We start from the raw sequence: 17,705 nt of genomic DNA, 5'->3' as shown, positions 1-17,705 counted from the left end.
AGTTCTGCTCAAAGGTTCTCTTTCAGCAAGACTTCGATCCTGATCTTTTCCTGGGCGGCAATCGGGTCGCGCAGGTCGGCGCGGGCGCGCATGATGCGGACTGCGCTGCGCACAGCGTGGCCGGGGTCCTGCGCGATGATGGCGTCGATGCGGCCGGTGCGCAGCGCCTCCTCGCTGAACGGTGTGCGTTCGTGGACGACGACGGTCACTTTCTGCAGATCGGCGTGTTGCGAGATCGCCGAAACCGGGATCCGGCTTTCCGGGCTCATCACGTAGGCCGCCCGGATGTCGTGGTGGCGTTCGACGACATTTTGAATGATCGCCGCTGCCCGGCTCTGGTCACCATAGGTCTCAAGCGATGGCAAGGCGCGCAGATGCGGGAACTGTTCGTTGATGATGCTGTCGAAGCCGCGGCGGCGTTCGATACTGTCGCGTGCGACCATGGTTTCGGCGACAATCATGATCTTGCCCGGTTCGCTGCCAAGGAAGCGGCCGATGATCCTGCCGGCGGTTGCCCCTGCGGCGAAATTGTCAACGCCGACAAAATCGGCAGTCTTCAATTTTTCCTGGCCGGACAGAAACTGGACGAGATGAATGCCGCGTGTCATCAGGCGGCTCAACGCATCGCGCACCTGTGGCGATTCCGGCGCCATGACGGCAACACCATCCACCTCTTCCGTTTCGATCGCCGCCAGATGCCGCGAGAGCTGATAGGGGTCGTCGGTCGCAATCTGATCGACGGTGATTTCCGTCAGATCGGATTTCAGGGTGTGGCTCGCCTCACCGACACGCTGCAGCAGTTCCTGCAGATACTGGTCTCCCTTGCTCGGCAGGACGAAGCGGAACCGGTAGATTTTATTGCGAGCAAGAGCCACGGCGGCGAGATTGCGGACAAAGCCAATTTTTTCAATGGCCTCCTGAACCTTCCGCGAGGCGCGGGCGCTGACATTCGGCCTGTCGTTGAGTACCCGGTCGACCGTTGCCAGGCTGACGCCGGCGGCTTCGGCCAGATCCTTCGCGGTGGGTCGTATCATTGATTGTCTTCCGTTCTCACGCATTTGCCCGACACCGTTTTCCAACAGTCCGCGCCAAAAAGCAAGAAATTGAAGTGCGCACCTCAAAATCACCTTGCATTGAGGTGCGCACCTCAGTTATATCATGAGAACGACGGCGGCGAAGACGGTCCATAGACTGTGAAGCTGATTGTTGGAGGGAAGGCTTGGCCGCTGGGCTGGCCTTGAGTCGTGCTCGCCAAGAGCGTTCAGACACATGCCGATGGAGGTCGGAGTGTCACTAGGGAGGAGATTTCATGCCAAAATCGTATCTGAAGTCGGCATTTGCGGCCGGCGTCGTGACCGGGCTCGTGTCGCTGGGAGCGGCAACATCGGCTCAGGCGGAAGACTTGACGTTGTGCTGGGCTGCCTGGGATCCGGCCAATGCGCTGGTGGCGCTCAGCAAGGATTTCGAGGCCAAATCCGGCAATAAAATGCATTTCGAATTTGTTCCCTGGCCAAACTTCGCCGACCGCATGCTCAACGAGCTGAATTCTGGCGGCAAGCTGTGCGATCTGATGATCGGTGACAGCCAGTGGATCGGCGGCGCAGCGGAAAATGGCCAGTATGTGAAGCTCAATGACTTCTTCGACAAAGAAGGCATCAAGATGAGCGACTTCATCCCGGCGACCGTCACCGGCTATTCCGAATGGCCCAAGGGAACGCCGAATTACTGGGCGCTTCCCGCTTTCGGTGATGTCGTCGGCTGGAGCTACCGCAAGGACTGGTTCTCGCGGCCCGAGCTGCAGGCCGAGTTCAAGCAGAAATATGGCCACGATCTTGCGGTCCCGAAAACCTTCGAAGAACTGAAGCACATCGCGGAATTCTTCCAGGGTCGGGTGATTGATGGCAAGACAGTCTATGGCGCCGCAATCTATACCGAACGCGGTTCCGAAGGCATCACCATGGGCGCGATGGACGTGCTCTACAGCTACGGCTTCGAATACCAGAACCCCGACAAGCCTTACGAGCTCGAGGGATATGTCAATTCCGACAAGTCCGTAAAGGGACTGGAGTTCTACAAGGAGCTCTACAATTGCTGTGCTCCTCCCGGATCATCCGACGCCTACATGTCGGAGAACATCGACGCCTATAAATCCGGTCAGGTGGCGCTGCAGATGAACTTCGCCTTCACCTGGCCCGGCATCAATGCCGACCCCAATGTCGGTGGCGACAAGTCCGGCTACTTCCCCAACCCGGCGGGACCGGATGGCAAGCAGTTTGCCCAGCTCGGCGGTCAGGGCATTTCCGTGGTTGCCGTTTCCGAAAAGCAGGACGCGGCCCTTGAGTACATCAAGTGGTTTGCCCAGCCTGACGTTCAGGCCAAGTGGTGGCAGTTGGGTGGTTATTCGGCGTTGCGCGCGGTGGTCGAGGATCCGGGCTTTGCCAAAAGCCAGCCCTACGCCCAGACCTTCCTGGATTCCATGGCAATCGTGAAGGATTTCTGGGCCGAGCCGTCCTATGCATCGCTGCTGCAAGCGTCGCAAAAACGCTTCCACAACTACGTCATCGCCGGACAGGGAACGGCCAAGGAGGCGCTTGATGGCCTTGTCGCCGACTGGAAGACGGTCTTCGAAGAAGACGGCAAATACTAGACGCTGACCGCTTGACCTCCTCCGCGGGGTGTCTGTGCGGGACCGGCTGCTTGCCGGCCGGTCCTGCGAATTATGCTGCTTCTGATTGAGGGGAATACCATGCTCGATTCATCGGCCGATCGGGCCGTGGGCGAAACGCCGCCCGTTGTGTCCAAAAGCAGTGGCGTGTCCAAACGCCGCCAAGGGCTCTCCGACAGAGCGATCGCCTGGCTGTTCGTGGCGCCATCGATCTTCCTGCTGCTTGCCGTCAACATCTTTCCCTTGATCTGGACGGTGCGGCTGAGCTTCACCAATTTCCGGGTCAATCGGCCCAATGCCGAGCTCCAGTTCGTTGGCTTGAAAAATTACATCAGCGTCCTCACTGACGGGGATATCTGGCAGACGATGCAGGCGACGGCGCATTTCCTGATCTGGACGATCGTCCTTCAGGTGCTGATCGGCTTTGCACTCGCCTATCTGATCAACAAGAAATTCCGTGGCAACGACCTGTGGACGACGATTATCGTCCTGCCGATGATGCTGAGCCCGGCGGTTGTCGGAAACTTCTGGACATTCCTCTACCAGCCGCAAATCGGCCTGTTCAATTACGCGGTCGGCTACCTCACCGGAACGGACCCTTCCGCCTTCTCGATGATCGGCGATGTCTCGCTCGCCCCTTGGGCGATTGTCATCGTCGATACCTGGATGTGGACGCCGTTTGTGATGCTGATCTGCCTGGCGGGCCTGCGTTCCATCCCCAGCAGTATCTATGAAGCGGCCGAATGCGACCGCGCCAGCAAATGGCGGCAGTTCTGGACGATCACCATTCCGATGGTTCTGCCGTTCCTGATGCTCGCAGTGCTTTTCCGCGGCATTGAAAACTTCAAGATGTTCGACCTCGTGGTTCAGCTGACCGGGGGAGGACCGGGATCGATCACTGAACTGACGTCCATCAACCTCAAGCGCGAAGCCTTCGAAAAGTGGCGTACGGGATATGCGTCGGCCTATGCGGTCATCCTTTTCGTGACAGTCTTCGGCCTCGCGTCGATCTACGTCAAAGCCCTGAACAAGGTGAAACAAAGATGAGCAGCTATTCCGTTACAGAACCGTCGGTTCGTCAGAAATGGGCTGCCGGAACGCTTGTCGTCGTCTACGCCCTGATCACGATCCTGCCGCTCCTCTGGATCATCGCGACCAGCTTCAAGTCGCCGTCCGACGCCATCGCCTATCCGCCAAAGACCGTCTTCCAGCCAACTCTTGAAGGCTATGTCAACCTGTTCACCACCCGCACCCGGGCGACGGAACAGGATTTGAAGGAGCTTGGCGAGCCCAACACCTGGTATGATCGCATCGTGCGCAAGGATGGTTTCGTGATTGCTGGGCCGTCGCGCTTCCTGGAGCGGTTTTCCAATTCGATGATCATCGGTTTCGGCTCCACCGTTTTATGCATCGTGCTTGGCACGGCTGCGGCCTATGCCTTCTCGCGTTTCAAGGTTCCGCTCAAGGACGACCTGCTGTTCTTCATCCTGTCGACGCGCATGATGCCGCCGATCGCAGTTGCCATCCCGATCTTCCTGATGTTCCGGTCTCTCGGGCTCAACGATACCCATGCCGGCATGATCCTGCTCTACACGGCCGTCAACCTGTCGCTGGCAGTCTGGCTCCTCAAGGGGTTCATCGACGAGATCCCGATCGAATACGAGGAGGCGGCGTTGATCGACGGCTACACGCGCTTCCAGGCGTTTTACAAGGTCGTCCTGCCGCAGGCGATGACCGGCATCGCATCGACGGCGATCTTCTGCCTGATCTTTGCCTGGAACGAATATGCCTTCGCCGTTCTCCTGACCTCGGGCACGGCCCAGACCGCACCGCCGTTCATTCCCACCATCATCGGTGTCGGCGGTCAGGATTGGCCGGCGGTCGCTGCGGGCGCGACGCTGTTTCTGGTGCCCGTCATGATCTTCACGATTGTCCTTCGCAAGCACCTGTTGCGCGGCATCACATTTGGAGCTGTCCGCAAATGACGGAATTCATAAAGGGATTGCGCGGGTTCCGGCGCGGCGCCTGGGAGATGGTTGCATCGATCCTCATCGCGCTCGGCGTGTTCATGCTGATGCAACCATTCGCCCTGTCGCTGTACTCCGCGTCCTTCATCGTCACCCTGGTGGGCACCGTGATGTTCATCATCGTCAGTCATTTTCCGGAGTAACCATGGCACAAATCAGAATTCAGAATGTGCGCAAGGAGTTCGGAGCATTCACTGCTGTCCAGTCTTCCTCGTTCACCGTGGAGGACGGCGAGTTCTTCATGCTGCTTGGGCCGTCCGGTTGCGGCAAGACGACGACGCTGCGCATGATGGCCGGCCTCGAACTGCCGACCAGCGGCGAAATCTACATCGATGGCGAGGAAGTCGGCATGAAGCCGGCCAGTCAACGCGATATCGCCTTCGTCTTCCAGATGTTCGCGCTCTATCCCCATATGAATGTGCGCAAGAACATTTCCTATCCGCTGCTGAGCCAGGGGATGCCCCGCGCCGAGGCGAAGACGCGGGTGGAAGAGGTTGCGCGTATCCTCAAGATCGAGGGCATCCTCGACCGGCCGGTTGGCGGATTGTCGGGCGGTGACCGGCAGCGCGTCGCGCTTGGCCGTGCGATCGTGCGCCGTCCGAAGGCCTTCTTCATGGACGAGCCTTTGGGCGCGCTCGATGCGGAATTTCGTGAGCATATGGCCGAGGAGCTGCGTGCACTTCACGATCGCATTGGTGCGACAACGGTGTACGTTACCCATGACCAGCTGGAAGCCATGCAGATGGGCGACAAGATCGTCGTCATGAACCATGGTGTCGTTGAACAGTTCGGCAAACCACAGGATATCTATGATTGGCCAGCCACCAAATTCGTTGCCAAATTCATCGGCTCCCCGGCGATGAACTTCTTCGATTTCGACGGCATGATCGGCATCGGAAGCGACGCCGTCGAGCTTTCCGGACACCGGGTTAATGTTCCCGTGTCCCGGCAGGGGGCCAGCGGCAAGCTGACCATGGGGGTCAGGCCGGAGCACATCCGCTTTTCCGATGCGTCGGCCTATCGCGGACGGGTGCTCGCCACGGAATATCTCGGCACGACGCAGATCGTCACGATGGCGACGCCCAACGGGGAGATCAAGGCACGCACGCCGGCGAAGCAGTCCATAAAGTCAGGCGAGATCATCGGTCTTGAATTCGATCCGCAAACGCTGACCATCTTCGACGACCTGAAAGGGCAGGCGCTGCTGTCTGAAGCCAATGAAAGGGTCTTGCGCCATGGTTGATGTGGTTCTTGAAAATGTGACGAAGTCATTTGCCGGCCACGCGGCGCTCGACAACCTGTCGCTGACGATCCCCGGCGGTTCCTTCGTTGTTCTCCTAGGCCCGACCGGCGCGGGAAAGACCACGACCCTGCGCATGGTGTCGGGACTGGACAAGCCGGACAGCGGCGACATCTCTTTCGCAGGGCGCTCCGTCAGGGACCTCACGCCCGCCGAGCGCAATGTCGCGATGGTGTTTCAGCAATACTCCCTCTACCCGCATTTGACCGTACGCCAGAATCTCGAATTCCCGTTGAAGTCACCGCTGCTCAGGACGTCAAAGGCGGATATTGAGCGCAAAGTGAACTCGATCGCGGAGATGCTGCAGATTTCCCATAAGCTCGACAACAAGGCGACCAATCTTTCGGGCGGCGAGATGCAGCGCGTCTCGATCGGCCGGGCGCTGGTGCGCAATCCGCAGATCTATCTGATGGACGAGCCGCTCAGCTCGCTCGACGCCAAGCTGCGGGCCGATTTGCGCATCGAACTGAAGAATATCCAGGCCAACTCCGGCGCCACCCTGCTTTACGTTACCCATGACCAGATCGAGGCGATGACGATGGCGACCCATATCGGCGTTCTTCACGAGGGCAGGCTGGTGCAGTTCGGGTCGCCGCGCGAAATCTATGAGCGGCCCGTGAGTCTCTATACGGCGACACGGCTCGGTCAGCCGCGAATCAATGTCCTCGCCGCCGATACCTTCCCCGGCTCTCCGCCGGGAGCAGTGACCATCGGCCTGCGTCCGGAGCATATCACCCAGGGCGAGGGGCAGGAGGCACTGGTCAAACGGGTCGAGCATCTCGGCGACCAGACGCGCCTTCATTTGGTATTCAAGAAAAACGACATCGTCACCGTGACTGACGCCCATACCAGGCTAAAGAGCGGAGATATCGTCAAAATCCAGCCGGACAAGCCGCTCTATTTCGACGCGGACGGCATGCGCTTAGGTTAAGGGAGCAGATATGGCACAGTTTATCAACAAGCGGGAAAACGTGGTCACCGAGGCGATCGATGGCCTGCTGGCGGTCAGCGGCGGCTCTTTGGTGCGTCTTGACGGCTATCCACATATTCGCGTGGTTCTGCGCGGCGATTGGGATAAATCGCAGGTGGCGCTGGTATCCGGCGGCGGCTCCGGACACGAGCCGGCGCATGCCGGTTTCGTCGGCAAGGGAATGCTGACGGCCGCCGTCTGCGGCGACGTCTTTGCCTCGCCGAGCGTCGATGCGGTTCTCGCCGGAATTCTCGCCGTAACAGGCCCCGCCGGATGCCTCCTGATCGTCAAGAACTATACCGGCGACCGGCTGAACTTCGGACTGGCGGCAGAGCGCGCCCGGGCCTTCGGCCTCAACGTCAACATGGTCATCGTTGGCGATGACGTTGCCTTGCCCGACCTGCCGCAGGCGCGCGGCGTGGCGGGAACGCTCTTCGTCCACAAGATTGCGGGCGCGCTTGCGCAGGCCGGCGCCGATCTCGAAACGGTGACGGCTGCTGCCCGGCGCGTGATCGCCGGGGCAAAGAGCATCGGCATGTCGTTGGATACGTGCACGGTTCCCGGGTCTCCGAAGGAAGATCGCATTCCTGCCGGCATGGCCGAACTGGGGCTCGGTATCCATGGGGAAGCCGGTGTGGAACAGATCGCATTCGTCAATGCAAAAACGGCCATGGGGTCCGTAGTCAGCAAACTGGCCGCTGCCATCGGCGATGGGCCGCATGTCGCACTGATCAATAATCTGGGTGGCACCTCGGCGCTTGAAATGTCGGTGCTGACCCACGAGCTGATCGCCTCGTCGATCGGCAACCGGATTTCCCATGTCGTCGGACCGGCGCCGATGATGACATCGCTCGACATGCAGGGCTTTTCCATCTCGCTCTATCCGGCCGACGAGGCCGATATAAAGGCATTGGGCGCCCCGGTTTCCATGGCGGCCTGGCCTGGCTTGTCCGCCGTCAAACCCATTCGGATTGAGATGCTGCCGGACGGATTGACGCCGATCACGCCGCAGCCGTCCAATCATCAGGAGACGCGCGACTTTCTCATCAATTGCTGCAAGGTCCTGATTTCAGCCGAAGAGGATCTGAACGCATTGGATGCCAAGTCGGGCGACGGCGATACGGGATCCACGCTCGCAGGTGCTGCGCGTGCGCTCATCAGTGCAATCGACCGCCTGCCGCTCTCGGACCACACCCAGCTTTATCGCGCCATTGGCCAGGAATTGAGCCAGACGATGGGCGGGTCGTCCGGTGTCCTGCTTGCCATCTTCTTTGCAGCGGCCGGAGACGCAGCCTCAAGCGGTCTGCCGATGGCCGATTCACTGAAGGCGGGGCTTGCCCGCATGCAGGAAATCGGCGGTGCCCACCTCGGCGACCGGACAATGGTGGACGCGCTTTCACCGGCTCTCGATGCGCTGGAGAAAGGTTTCTTACCGGCGGCAGAGGCGGCACGCGCTGGCGCAAACCTGACGGCAACAATGCTGAAAGCCAAGGCCGGCCGCGCTGCCTATATCAATGCGAAACAGCTCGAGGGCCATATCGATCCCGGCGCGGAAGCCGTGGCGCGGCTGTTTGAGCATCTAGCGGCTTAAGCTGACTGGCAAGGAAGCGTTGCCCGGCAACGCTTCCAAAATTTTATGGAATGAGACCAGCGTGCCGACACGCCCTGCATTCGACAAGGCGATTGTCAGGCAACGCTGGTCCGTTTCATTCCAACCGCTGGCCGGACTGGCGGAAGAAGTGCAGTTTTTCGAACGCTGCGTAAACGGTCAGATTTTCGTCGGGAGCAATGGTGGAACGGCCGGGCGCGCGAAAGGTAATCGGCTGCCGGTTCGGCAGGATACCATGCACGAAACTTTCTGCGCCAACGAGTTCGACTGCCAGAACAGTCAGCTCGATTGCAAATTCGTTTTCTGGGGCACCCAGTTGAGGCAGATGCAGATCTTCCGGGCGCACGCCAAGGGTGGCCGTACCCGCAGGCATCGTCAGGTTGCGGCCACCATCCCAGGCACTGGAACCTTCCAACGGCAGCAGGTTCATGGAAGGTGATCCGATGAATGTGGCCACGAAAGTCGTCTGGGGCCGCTCATAAAGTTCGATCGGTGTTCCGACCTGCTCGATCCGGCCGGCGTTGAGGACAACGAGCCTGTCAGCCAGCGTCATGGCTTCCATCTGATCGTGTGTCACGTAAACGCTGGTGGTGGCGAGCGACCGCTGCAGACGCTTGATCTCGACGCGCATCTGGACGCGCAATTTGGCATCCAGGTTGGAGAGTGGTTCGTCGAACAGGTATGCCGCCGGCTCGCGAACGATAGCACGGCCCATGGCGACGCGCTGGCGCTGACCACCGGACAATTGCCGTGGTTTGCGATCGAGGAAGGGCTCTATCTCCAGTGCTTTTGCGGCGTCGGCAATGCGCCGGTCTATCTCGTCTTTCGGCGTATTGCGGTTCTTCAGGCCGTAGGCGAGGTTCTGGCGAACCGTCATGTGCGGATAGAGCGCGTAATTCTGGAAGACCATGGCAATGTCGCGTTCGGATGGTTCGAGATCGTTGACGACACGGTCGCCAATCGAAATCGTGCCACCGGTAATGCTCTCGAGGCCGGCGATCATGCGCAGAAGCGTCGATTTTCCACAGCCGGATGGGCCGACCAGCACCACCAGTTCGCCATCGGCGATATCGAGGGAAACGCCCTGGATGGCGTCGACCGAGCCATACTTCTTACGAACGTCATTCAAGATGATATTGGCCATTATTTCTCCGTATCCACGAGACCTTTGACGAACCAGCGCTGCATCAAAACCACGACGAGAATGGGTGGTATGATGGCGAGGATCGCGGTCACCATGACGTAGTTCCAGGGTGTCGAAGCGTCGGTGAAATCGACCATGCGCCGCAGGCCGATAATGATCGTGTTCATCTTGGCATCGTTGGTAACAAGCAATGGCCAGAGATACTGCGTCCAGCCGTAGATGAAGAGGATGACGAACAGCGCGGCAATGTTGGTGCTCGACAGCGGCAGCAGGATATCGCGCATGAAGCGGAACGGCCCGGCATTGTCGATGCGTGCGGCCTCAACAAGTTCGCCGGGGATCGTCAGGAAGAACTGGCGAAACAGGAATGTTGCGGTGGCGGACGCCATCAGCGGAAGGGTCAATCCGGCATAGGTGTCGATCAGGCCGAGATCGACGATGACCTTGTAGGTCGGCAGGATGCGCACCTCCACCGGCAGCATCAATGTCACGAAGATCATCCAGAAAAACGCCATGCGGAAGGGAAAGCGGAAGAAGACGATGGCAAAGGCCGACAGAAACGAAATCACGATCTTGCCGACGGCGATCGCGATAGCCACCACGAAAGAGTTGAAAAGCAATCTTTCCAAGCTAACGCCGACGACCCGCTCGACGCCGCCGGCCATGGCTTCGGTGTAGTTTTCCACCATATGACCGCCAGGAAGCAATGACATTGGCGGCCGGATGATCGCTTCCGATGTCGTCGTCGAGGCTATGAACGTGTAGTAGATCGGGAAGGCGACAATGATGATCCCGAGGATCAAAATGAAGTGGCCGACCAGATTGGCGATAGGACGTTTTTCGATCATCTCTTGCCCTCAGCCATAATGGACCCGTTTCTCGACGAAGCGGAATTGGAAAGCGGTCAACCCGATGACGATCACCATCAGAATAACGGATTGGGCTGCCGAAGAACCGAGGTTCAGATTGACGAAGCCATCATTGTAAACCTTGTAGACCAGCGTTTCCGTCGCTTTGGCAGGGCCGCCCCCGGTGACCGCGTGGATGATGCCGAACGTATCGAAGAAGGCGTAGACGGTGTTGACGACCAGAAGAAAGAATGTGGTCGGGGCAAGCAGCGGGAAGACGATGGTCCAGAAGCGCCGGCTGCCACGGGCGCCGTCGATGGAAGCAGCCTCGATCAGTGATTTCGGAATGGCCTGTAGGCCCGCCACGAAGAACAGAAAGTTGTAGCTGATCTGCTTCCAGGCGGCGGCAACGACAACCAGCGACATTGCCTGATTGCCGTTCAAAAGTGGGTCCCAGGCAAAACCATTGCGACGGAGAAGATAAGCCAGCGTGCCCATGGCCGGATTGAACATGAAGAGCCAGAGCATACCGGCGACAGCCGGTGCGACCGCATAAGGCCAGATCAGCAGTGTGCGATAAAAACCCTGACCGCGCACGACCTTGTCGGCGGCTGTGGCGAGTAGCAGGGCAACACCCATGGAAACAAGGGCCGTCAAAAGGCTGAAGACGACCGTGACCTGCAGAGCGTAAATATAGTTTGGATCGGAGAGAACCGCCTTGAAGTTTGCGAGGCCGACGAACCCGCTCTTCAGGCCAAACGGATCCTGCCGGACCATGGATTGATACAGTGCCTGACTGGCTGGCCAGAAAAAGAAGATGATCGTCAGTATGATCTGCGGAGCGATCAGCAGATACGGCAGGATCTTGTTGGGAAACGCAACGTTGTGCACGGGTTCTCCTCCGGCAGTCAGACAGGCAGCGGCGGCCCTCTGCCGCCCGCAAACGGATGCGAGCGGCAGAAGGCCGTTGGGTTTAGTTGCCGACAGCCTCGGTGATCGCTGCATTGCCGCGTTCGACGGCCTTGTCGAGAGCGGCCTTGGCATCCTGCTGGCCCGCCAGCATGGCCTCGAACTCCTCGTTCATGATGTCGCGAACCTGCGGCAGGTTGACGAGACGCACACCCTTGGAGTTCTCGGTGGGCGCCTTGCCCATCATCTGCAGGATCGGCGTTTCACGGCCGGGGTTCTTGTCATAGAACCCGGACTTCTTGGTCTCCTCGTAGGCTGCATTGGTCACCGGCATATAGCCGGACACCTGATGCAGGCGGGACTGGATCTTGGTCTGCGACAGGAAGTTGAAGAACTGGGCGACGCCCTTGTATTCTTCGTCGCTCTTTCCGCCGAACACCCAGAGGCTTGCGCCACCCGGAATGGTGTTCTGCGGTCCATGTCCTTCGTAATAAGGAAGCTGGCCGATACCGTATTTCACGCCGGACTTGATGATGTCGCCAAGGCCGCCGGAGGATTCGGTGAGGATCGCACACTCGCCTGACATGAACAGCTGCTTGGCCTCTGAGGTCCGGCCGCCATAGCGGAAGGTACCGTCCTTGGCGAGATCCGCGATCGACTGGAAATGCTGCACGAAGAGAGGAGAATTGAACTCGAGCTTGACGTCGTTGCCGCCGAGACCGTTTTCATGGGTGCCATAGGCAACGTTGTTCCAGGCGGCAAAGTTTTCGGTCTGGATCCAGGTCAGCCAGGTCGACGTAAACCCGCAAGAGGCGGCACCACTGGTCTTGATCTTCTTGGCAGCGTCGAACACTTCCGGCCATGTCTTCGGCGGGTTATCGGCGTCAAGACCCGCCTTCTGGAAAATATCCTTGTTGTAGTAGAGGATCGGCGAGGACGAATTGTAGGGGAAGGACAGCATCGTGCCGTCCGGCTTCGAATAATAGGCGGCGATGCCTGCCAGATATTGCGACTTGTCGAACGTGTAGCCGCCCTTCTGCAGTACGTCGGCTGCCGGAACGATGGCGCCTTCTGCGCCCATCATCACGCCGCTACCGGCATCGAAAACCTGAATGATGGCGGGAGCCTGCTGCGAGCGGAAAGCAGCGATGCCGGCGTTCAGCGTCTCGGGATAGGTGCCCTTGAAGACCGGGGTAATCGTATAGTCGGTCTGGCTCTCGTTGAATTCTTTCGCCAGCTGGTTGACCACCTCGTTGTTGGCACCTGTCATCGCATGCCACCACTGCAAGTCGGTCGCCGCATGGGCGCTTGCCGGCAAGAGAAGAGAGATGGCGAGAAAGGCCGTCGATGAGGCGAGCGAACGTTTAAACATGATTTCCTCCCGGTGATGTCAAAAACAATACAGCGAAATTTCCATGAAATCCGGCGTCAATCCTCCTCGATCGATACCGGTTTCCGAAATCAGGCTTGCCCGGCAAGCCCGACCTGTCTTCTTCGTTCTTCTTTTGGTTGTCGATACACTACATAGGCGCAAACTGCCTTTGTCCAGCCATCCATCTGCTGGCACACGTTTTTTTTGGCCGTTCGTTTGTACAGGCAGTGTTGCCACCGCCGCCGGGACACCGTTCGTCTCAACCGATTCCGGCCCGGCGTCACCGGTAAATATGGTCCGCAACACGACTTCATCGCATTGCGGAACACGCGGGGATGATGCCTCGGCATTTCCTGCTCGATCGCTTGATTAGCTCTCCAAATTCCGAGCTTTTCTGGCTGGCTTTCAGAAGCGCGAGAACCCTGTCAACGGCGGCATGATCATCCCGCGCCCGTCTTCCATGAATTGGGAAACTCCTCTCGCCACTTCATCGCTCGGATTGCCATAGACTTCGAATTTTTCCACGGAGCAATGTTCCGACACGCTCTGAATATGTGCATCCGACATCTGCCAATGACGCAGGACATCTGCAGAATTTCGATAGAGCTGGAAACTGACGGCGCACATTTCGGTCTCGTCGATAAACGTTTGGACCATCAGTTGCGGCGCATTGTCTTCCACAAATGCGACCGCCGCTCGCACCGCGTCTCGGAACGGCTGCAAGTGCCCGGCCTTGATCTTCATGACATTTCGAAAGAGCAACTGTTCAGTCATCATATCCTCCATACTGCGATATGATGGATTTTATAGAGGCTCAAGTAAGATTGAGGTCAACATGGATACGGCATCCGCTGCAAAAAATTCGTCTGGTCTGCGGATTGACTGGTTTAAGTTGTCGATGAGAACGCCACTCCTCTGATATCCGTGCAGGGGAATGTCATCGCTATAGTGATGTTTTACCCCCACTCAAAAACGCCACTTGAAGCGGACCCACTGTCGCAGGGTGTATTTTGGTGTTTTTCCATCATTTCGCCGATTGCCATTATACTTCCACCGGTGAATGCTTGGCTTCGTTGGAGGGGACATGAAAAAGGAACACAGTAAACGGGGCGTCACCGACATCGCGGCGCGTGCCGGTGTCGGCACCGCGACCGTCGATCGCGTGCTGAACGAACGCGGCGGCGTCAGCCAGAAAACCATCGAGAAGGTGCTTCATGCCGCGCGTGAGATCGGTGTCCGGCGGATCTTGCCGTCAAGTCACCAGCGTACCATCCGCATCGAAGCCATCCTGCCACGGCCGGAGCTGCCGCTGATCGCGCGCATGATCACCGAGTTTCGCCATGTTTTGGCGCGCGCGCAGAATTTCGCCCGGCCGGTGATCATTCAGCGGCGTGTCCTGAAGGACGAGGCGCCACTAACGATTGCGCATGCGCTGCGCGAAACGAAATGCGACGCCGTCATCGTCTATTCGCAGGAGCATGAACTGGTCGATGACGCCATTCATGATCTCAAGATCAGGGGCATCCCGGTCGTCACTCTGATTTCCGATCTTTCAGGGTCGAAACTCTCGCCTATGCGGGGACAGACCATGTCCGTGCCGGAAGCACGGCTGGGTATTTCATGGCGAATATCGTTCGGGAGCCGGGACCATTGATCATTCTGTGCAACCACCTCGGTTTCCAGTCTCATTCCAGCCGCGTCGAGGGTTTTCGCGAGGCGTTGAAGCTCTATGCGCCGATGCTGGAGATCACGCAGGTCGTCGAAGGGCACGATGATCGTGTCCTGTCGAAGAAGAAACTGACGGCGGCCTTCAAGGTGCTTCCGGAAACAGTCGGTGTCTACAATGTCGGGGCCGCCAATCTGGCCGTGGTTGCCGCCATCCAGCAGAACATTCTCCATCGCAAACCGGTTTTCATCGGGCACGAGTTGACCGAAAACACGCGCCTAATGCTGAAAGAAGGTCATATGGCGATCGCGATTGATCAGAACCCCGAGCAGCAGGTCCAGTTCGCGCTGAGCGTGCTCATGCACCATTTCGGGTTCGAGGGAATGGACTACATCACGCTTCCCTATCTCAGCCCGGTTCCGTTTACGCTCTACGGGCCGACGAACATCTGAACCTCACCTCGCATCGGCATTTGATGTAAAACCATCAGAAACCTGACTACGCAATTGAACCTTGATGACTACACTTACGCCAAACCCGGTTTCGGCTGGCGAATGACTGCCGACAACGTTGCGGATCTGCCCTGATGAGCCAGCAACGTTCGGAAACGGTGGTCAAATGTGAGGAGGAGATTGCGATGCAGGTTTCAAGGAAGACCTATGCCCTGGTGGGCGATGCCGGTCAGGCAAATCCGCTGACCAACGACACTTTCGAGGCCGATGTTTCGACGCAATGGTTTGCCGCGCGGGTCGATCGCAAGCTGATGAAATCGCTGATGAAGCGCGATGACAGGCCGGCACTGATGCATTTCGGGCTTTGGCTGCTTTTGCTCGTAGGCTTTGGCGGCGCAGCGATCGCCACCTGGGGCACCTGGGCAACGGTGCCGTGGCTGCTGCTCTATGGCGTGGTCTATTCGATGTCCGATCACCATGCGCACGAGCTATCGCGTGGCACGCCGTTCAAATCGAAATGGCTGAATGAGGCGCTCTATCAGCTGAATGCCTTCATGACGCTGCATGAAAGCCAGTACTGGCGCTGGAGCCACACGCGTCATCACACCGATACGCTGCTGGTTGGCCGCGATCCCGAGATCGCCGTCATGGCGCCGCCGAACATTCTGAAGGGTATGCTCGACTTCTTTTTCCTGTGGTCAGGCACCCAGCTGCTGATGTCGATCGTCAAACATGCCTTCGGCAACCTGTCGGGGGATGGCGAACACTTCATCCCGGACAGCGCGCGCGGCAAGATTATTCGCACTGCGCGCATCTACCTGCTGATCATGGCTGCGACAGTTGCCCTTGCAGTCTACCTGCAGAGCTGGCTGCCCGTACTGCTTGTCGTCACGCCGCGCTTCTACGGCGGCTTCATGGCGCAGCTTTTCAATGTCACTCAGCATGCCGGACTGCAGGAAAACGTCATGGATCACCGGCAGAATTGCCGGACGTTCTACACCAATCCGGTGTTCCGTTTTCTCTACATGAACATGAACTACCATGTGGAACATCACATGTTCCCGATGATCCCGTATTTCCGGCTGCCGGAGATGCATGAGGCCATCAAGGACCAGTGCGCACCAGCCTACCCGTCGGTCTGGGCCTGCTGGATGGAACTGGTTCCTGCCGTCTGGAAACAGCGCCGTGATCCGGGTTTCTTCATCACACGTCCGGTCGGCATGGTGGCCGCCGAGTAAATCCGTGGAACACTCGCCGCGGTATCTTGCGGCAGATTTTCCTTTGCCTGAGCGGCCGACGACGTTCGTTACACCGGACATTCGTCGGGCGCCGGTTCCCTGTCTCAACATCAAATTCCGGGTAACGAAGATGCTCGCTGAAACAACAATTTGGATTGAAGCCTGTTCCGCCGACGAGATCGATGCGGAAGATGTTATCCGGTTCGATCACGAAGGCCGAACCTACGCGATCTACAGAAGCGAAGACGACACGTTTTTCGCAACCGCCGGCCTCTGCACGCACGAGAAGGTTCATCTCGCAGACGGTCTGGTGATGGGTCACATCATCGAATGTCCCAAGCACAATGGCCGCTTCGATTATCGAACAGGCGAAGCAAAAGGCGCGCCCGTCTGCGTCAACCTTCTCACCTGCCCGGTGAAGGTCGAGGACGGCACAGTTTTCATCCAGGTCTAACGACGGTTCGCGGCCGGAAAACCCCGGGGAGGGGCATGCATGCACTACAGGACATTTGGGCGAACCGGTTGGCAGGTCAGCGAGATCGGCTTCGGTGGCTGGCAACTCGGCGGTGAGTGGGGAGACATCGATGATTGTCAATCAATGGATACGCTCCTCTATGCCTACGAGAAGGGCATCAATTTCGTCGATACCGCTGAGCTTTATGGGGCGGGCCGCAGCGAAGAGGTTATCGGCAAGTCTCTGAAGGAATGGAAAAACGGCAAGATCTATGTCGCCACCAAGGCGCAACCGATCAAATGGCCCAGTCCCGATCTCGACGATCCTGAGATGAAAGGCCGATATCCGAACTGGTACCTGCGCGAAAATGTCGAAAACTCGATGCGGCGTCTCGGTGTCGAGCAACTCGATCTCTTCCAACTCCATTGTTGGCTTGCCGACGGCGTTCAGACACTGGAGTGGCTGGAGACACTCAATGCGCTTCGGCTGGAAGGCAAGATTGATCGCATCGGCGTTTCGATCCGTGACTACCGGCCGGAGGAGGGCGTAGACCTCGCCCGGCTCGGACTGGTCGATTCCATCCAGGTGGTCCTGAACCTGTTCGAACAGCGTCCGGCTGGCGCCTTATTTAAGGCCGGTGAAGCCACTGAAACCGCCTTTATTGCCCGTGTGCCCCTCGATTCCGGCTCTCTCGTCGGAAACTGGACGGAAGAAACCTACAAAAGCTGGCAGCCAAAGTCGGTCCCTGTCCAGCTTTTTCGCGACGAACGCTTTCCCGAAACCCTGCGGCGGATGCAGGCTCTGAAAGCCGATTGTGCACCCTATTTCCCAACCCTTGCCGAGGCGGCGATGCGCTATGTCTTGAGCGCGCCACAACTGTCGACACTCATTCCCGGCATGAAAAACCGCGCCGAGGTCGACATGAATGTCGCCTATTCCGATGGCGCAGCATTTCCCGATGAATTGGCCAGGAAGCTTCCTGTGCATGCCTGGCCAAGGAATTTTTACAAATGACGGAGTGGACAGACGATCCTTTCCGGACGGTGCGTAT

At 58.4% G+C, this 17,705-nt stretch carries 18 protein-coding genes; 12 read left to right on the top strand and 6 right to left on the bottom strand.

Annotated features, from left to right (window positions below; all coding sequences use genetic code 11):
• Window positions 1-8: 8 nt before the first annotated feature.
• The gene (locus tag ACQY8Q_RS05155; RefSeq protein WP_428425570.1) at window positions 9-1,031 is read right to left on the bottom strand and encodes a LacI family DNA-binding transcriptional regulator; all 1,023 of its coding nucleotides are present in this window, start codon (window positions 1,029-1,031) and stop codon (window positions 9-11) included.
• Window positions 1,032-1,309: 278 nt separating this feature from the next.
• Here ACQY8Q_RS05155 and ACQY8Q_RS05150 point away from each other — a divergent pair, with 278 nt between their 5' ends.
• The 7 genes from ACQY8Q_RS05150 to ACQY8Q_RS05120 all read left to right on the top strand — a co-directional run bounded on the left by ACQY8Q_RS05150 (window position 1,310) and on the right by ACQY8Q_RS05120 (window position 8,553).
• Window positions 1,310-2,647, top strand: a complete 1,338-nt coding sequence (locus ACQY8Q_RS05150) for an ABC transporter substrate-binding protein (protein WP_428425308.1) — start codon at window positions 1,310-1,312, stop codon at window positions 2,645-2,647.
• Window positions 2,648-2,746: 99 nt separating this feature from the next.
• Window positions 2,747-3,712: a carbohydrate ABC transporter permease gene (locus tag ACQY8Q_RS05145; protein ID WP_428425306.1), complete on the top strand. Its 966-nt coding sequence runs from the start codon at window positions 2,747-2,749 to the stop codon at window positions 3,710-3,712.
• Window positions 3,709-4,650 carry a carbohydrate ABC transporter permease gene (locus ACQY8Q_RS05140; RefSeq protein ID WP_428425304.1) on the top strand — a complete coding sequence of 314 codons (942 nt, stop codon included), beginning with the start codon at window positions 3,709-3,711 and terminating at the stop codon, window positions 4,648-4,650. The genes ACQY8Q_RS05145 and ACQY8Q_RS05140 overlap by 4 nt, the downstream gene beginning before the upstream one ends.
• Complete coding sequence (locus ACQY8Q_RS05135) at window positions 4,647-4,835, top strand: hypothetical protein (protein ID WP_060500252.1); 189 nt, start codon at window positions 4,647-4,649, stop codon at window positions 4,833-4,835. The genes ACQY8Q_RS05140 and ACQY8Q_RS05135 overlap by 4 nt, the downstream gene beginning before the upstream one ends.
• 2 nt (window positions 4,836-4,837) lie before the next feature.
• A complete protein-coding gene (locus tag ACQY8Q_RS05130; protein WP_428425302.1) occupies window positions 4,838-5,935 on the top strand; it encodes an ABC transporter ATP-binding protein in 1,098 nt (365 codons plus the stop codon).
• On the top strand, window positions 5,928-6,923 hold the full coding sequence (locus ACQY8Q_RS05125) for an ABC transporter ATP-binding protein (RefSeq protein WP_428425300.1): 996 nt from the start codon (window positions 5,928-5,930) through the stop codon (window positions 6,921-6,923). Before ACQY8Q_RS05130 ends, ACQY8Q_RS05125 begins: the two co-directional genes overlap by 8 nt.
• A 10-nt stretch (window positions 6,924-6,933) precedes the next feature.
• Window positions 6,934-8,553: a dihydroxyacetone kinase subunit DhaK gene (locus ACQY8Q_RS05120; RefSeq protein ID WP_428425298.1), complete on the top strand. Its 1,620-nt coding sequence runs from the start codon at window positions 6,934-6,936 to the stop codon at window positions 8,551-8,553.
• A 115-nt stretch (window positions 8,554-8,668) separates the two neighbouring features.
• On the opposite strand, the gene ACQY8Q_RS05115 is transcribed toward ACQY8Q_RS05120, so the two are convergent.
• The 5 genes from ACQY8Q_RS05115 to ACQY8Q_RS05095 form a co-directional block, all read right to left on the bottom strand.
• Window positions 8,669-9,715 carry a sn-glycerol-3-phosphate import ATP-binding protein UgpC gene (locus ACQY8Q_RS05115; RefSeq protein ID WP_428425296.1) on the bottom strand — a complete coding sequence of 349 codons (1,047 nt, stop codon included), beginning with the start codon at window positions 9,713-9,715 and terminating at the stop codon, window positions 8,669-8,671.
• Complete coding sequence (gene ugpE / locus ACQY8Q_RS05110; protein ID WP_428425294.1) at window positions 9,715-10,563, bottom strand: sn-glycerol-3-phosphate ABC transporter permease UgpE; 849 nt, start codon at window positions 10,561-10,563, stop codon at window positions 9,715-9,717. Before ugpE ends, ACQY8Q_RS05115 begins: the two co-directional genes overlap by 1 nt.
• A gap of 9 nt (window positions 10,564-10,572) precedes the next feature.
• A complete protein-coding gene (gene ugpA, locus ACQY8Q_RS05105) occupies window positions 10,573-11,454 on the bottom strand; it encodes a sn-glycerol-3-phosphate ABC transporter permease UgpA (protein WP_428425292.1) in 882 nt (293 codons plus the stop codon).
• 82 nt (window positions 11,455-11,536) lie between these two features.
• Window positions 11,537-12,844, bottom strand: coding sequence for a sn-glycerol-3-phosphate ABC transporter substrate-binding protein UgpB (gene ugpB / locus ACQY8Q_RS05100; RefSeq protein ID WP_428425290.1), 1,308 nt, complete (start codon window positions 12,842-12,844; stop codon window positions 11,537-11,539).
• Window positions 12,845-13,249: 405 nt separating this feature from the next.
• Window positions 13,250-13,618, bottom strand: coding sequence for a hypothetical protein (locus ACQY8Q_RS05095; RefSeq protein WP_428425288.1), 369 nt, complete (start codon window positions 13,616-13,618; stop codon window positions 13,250-13,252).
• A 310-nt stretch (window positions 13,619-13,928) separates the two neighbouring features.
• On the opposite strand from ACQY8Q_RS05095, the gene ACQY8Q_RS05090 reads away from it, so the two are divergent.
• From ACQY8Q_RS05090 to ACQY8Q_RS05070, 5 genes are all read left to right on the top strand, one after another.
• The gene (locus ACQY8Q_RS05090; protein ID WP_428425286.1) at window positions 13,929-14,498 is read left to right on the top strand and encodes a LacI family DNA-binding transcriptional regulator; all 570 of its coding nucleotides are present in this window, start codon (window positions 13,929-13,931) and stop codon (window positions 14,496-14,498) included.
• Window positions 14,465-14,962 (top strand): substrate-binding domain-containing protein, encoded by a 498-nt coding sequence (locus tag ACQY8Q_RS05085; protein WP_428425284.1) that lies wholly within the window; start codon window positions 14,465-14,467, stop codon window positions 14,960-14,962. Before ACQY8Q_RS05090 ends, ACQY8Q_RS05085 begins: the two co-directional genes overlap by 34 nt.
• A gap of 134 nt (window positions 14,963-15,096) precedes the next feature.
• Window positions 15,097-16,200, top strand: a complete 1,104-nt coding sequence (locus tag ACQY8Q_RS05080; RefSeq protein ID WP_428425282.1) for a fatty acid desaturase — start codon at window positions 15,097-15,099, stop codon at window positions 16,198-16,200.
• A gap of 130 nt (window positions 16,201-16,330) precedes the next feature.
• Window positions 16,331-16,654: a MocE family 2Fe-2S type ferredoxin gene (locus ACQY8Q_RS05075; RefSeq protein ID WP_428425280.1), complete on the top strand. Its 324-nt coding sequence runs from the start codon at window positions 16,331-16,333 to the stop codon at window positions 16,652-16,654.
• Between the two features lie 39 nt (window positions 16,655-16,693).
• Window positions 16,694-17,668 carry an aldo/keto reductase gene (locus ACQY8Q_RS05070; protein ID WP_428425278.1) on the top strand — a complete coding sequence of 325 codons (975 nt, stop codon included), beginning with the start codon at window positions 16,694-16,696 and terminating at the stop codon, window positions 17,666-17,668.
• The last annotated feature ends 37 nt before the right edge of the window (window positions 17,669-17,705 follow it).

The organism is Pararhizobium sp. (genome assembly GCF_965279435.1).
Classification (GTDB): Bacteria; Pseudomonadota; Alphaproteobacteria; order Rhizobiales; family Rhizobiaceae; genus Pararhizobium.
Note: the sequence above shows the minus strand (reverse complement) of the source record. Positions and strands in the feature narration are given on the sequence as shown.

What these genes read in the sequence shown, in the direction of transcription:
- ACQY8Q_RS05150 (WP_428425308.1), top strand. Translation starts at nt 1,310, where the DNA reads ATGCCAAAATCGTATCTGAAGTCGGCATTTGCGGCCGGCGTCGTGACC.
- ACQY8Q_RS05145 (WP_428425306.1), top strand. Translation starts at nt 2,747, where the DNA reads ATGCTCGATTCATCGGCCGATCGGGCCGTGGGCGAAACGCCGCCCGTT.
- ACQY8Q_RS05140 (WP_428425304.1), top strand. Translation starts at nt 3,709, where the DNA reads ATGAGCAGCTATTCCGTTACAGAACCGTCGGTTCGTCAGAAATGGGCT.
- ACQY8Q_RS05135 (WP_060500252.1), top strand. Translation starts at nt 4,647, where the DNA reads ATGACGGAATTCATAAAGGGATTGCGCGGGTTCCGGCGCGGCGCCTGG.
- ACQY8Q_RS05130 (WP_428425302.1), top strand. Translation starts at nt 4,838, where the DNA reads ATGGCACAAATCAGAATTCAGAATGTGCGCAAGGAGTTCGGAGCATTC.
- ACQY8Q_RS05125 (WP_428425300.1), top strand. Translation starts at nt 5,928, where the DNA reads ATGGTTGATGTGGTTCTTGAAAATGTGACGAAGTCATTTGCCGGCCAC.
- ACQY8Q_RS05120 (WP_428425298.1), top strand. Translation starts at nt 6,934, where the DNA reads ATGGCACAGTTTATCAACAAGCGGGAAAACGTGGTCACCGAGGCGATC.
- ACQY8Q_RS05115 (WP_428425296.1), bottom strand. Translation starts at nt 9,715, where the DNA reads ATGGCCAATATCATCTTGAATGACGTTCGTAAGAAGTATGGCTCGGTC.
- ugpE (WP_428425294.1), bottom strand. Translation starts at nt 10,563, where the DNA reads ATGATCGAAAAACGTCCTATCGCCAATCTGGTCGGCCACTTCATTTTG.
- ugpB (WP_428425290.1), bottom strand. Translation starts at nt 12,844, where the DNA reads ATGTTTAAACGTTCGCTCGCCTCATCGACGGCCTTTCTCGCCATCTCT.
- ACQY8Q_RS05095 (WP_428425288.1), bottom strand. Translation starts at nt 13,618, where the DNA reads ATGACTGAACAGTTGCTCTTTCGAAATGTCATGAAGATCAAGGCCGGG.
- ACQY8Q_RS05090 (WP_428425286.1), top strand. Translation starts at nt 13,929, where the DNA reads ATGAAAAAGGAACACAGTAAACGGGGCGTCACCGACATCGCGGCGCGT.
- ACQY8Q_RS05085 (WP_428425284.1), top strand. Translation starts at nt 14,465, where the DNA reads ATGGCGAATATCGTTCGGGAGCCGGGACCATTGATCATTCTGTGCAAC.
- ACQY8Q_RS05080 (WP_428425282.1), top strand. Translation starts at nt 15,097, where the DNA reads ATGAGCCAGCAACGTTCGGAAACGGTGGTCAAATGTGAGGAGGAGATT.
- ACQY8Q_RS05075 (WP_428425280.1), top strand. Translation starts at nt 16,331, where the DNA reads ATGCTCGCTGAAACAACAATTTGGATTGAAGCCTGTTCCGCCGACGAG.
- ACQY8Q_RS05070 (WP_428425278.1), top strand. Translation starts at nt 16,694, where the DNA reads ATGCACTACAGGACATTTGGGCGAACCGGTTGGCAGGTCAGCGAGATC.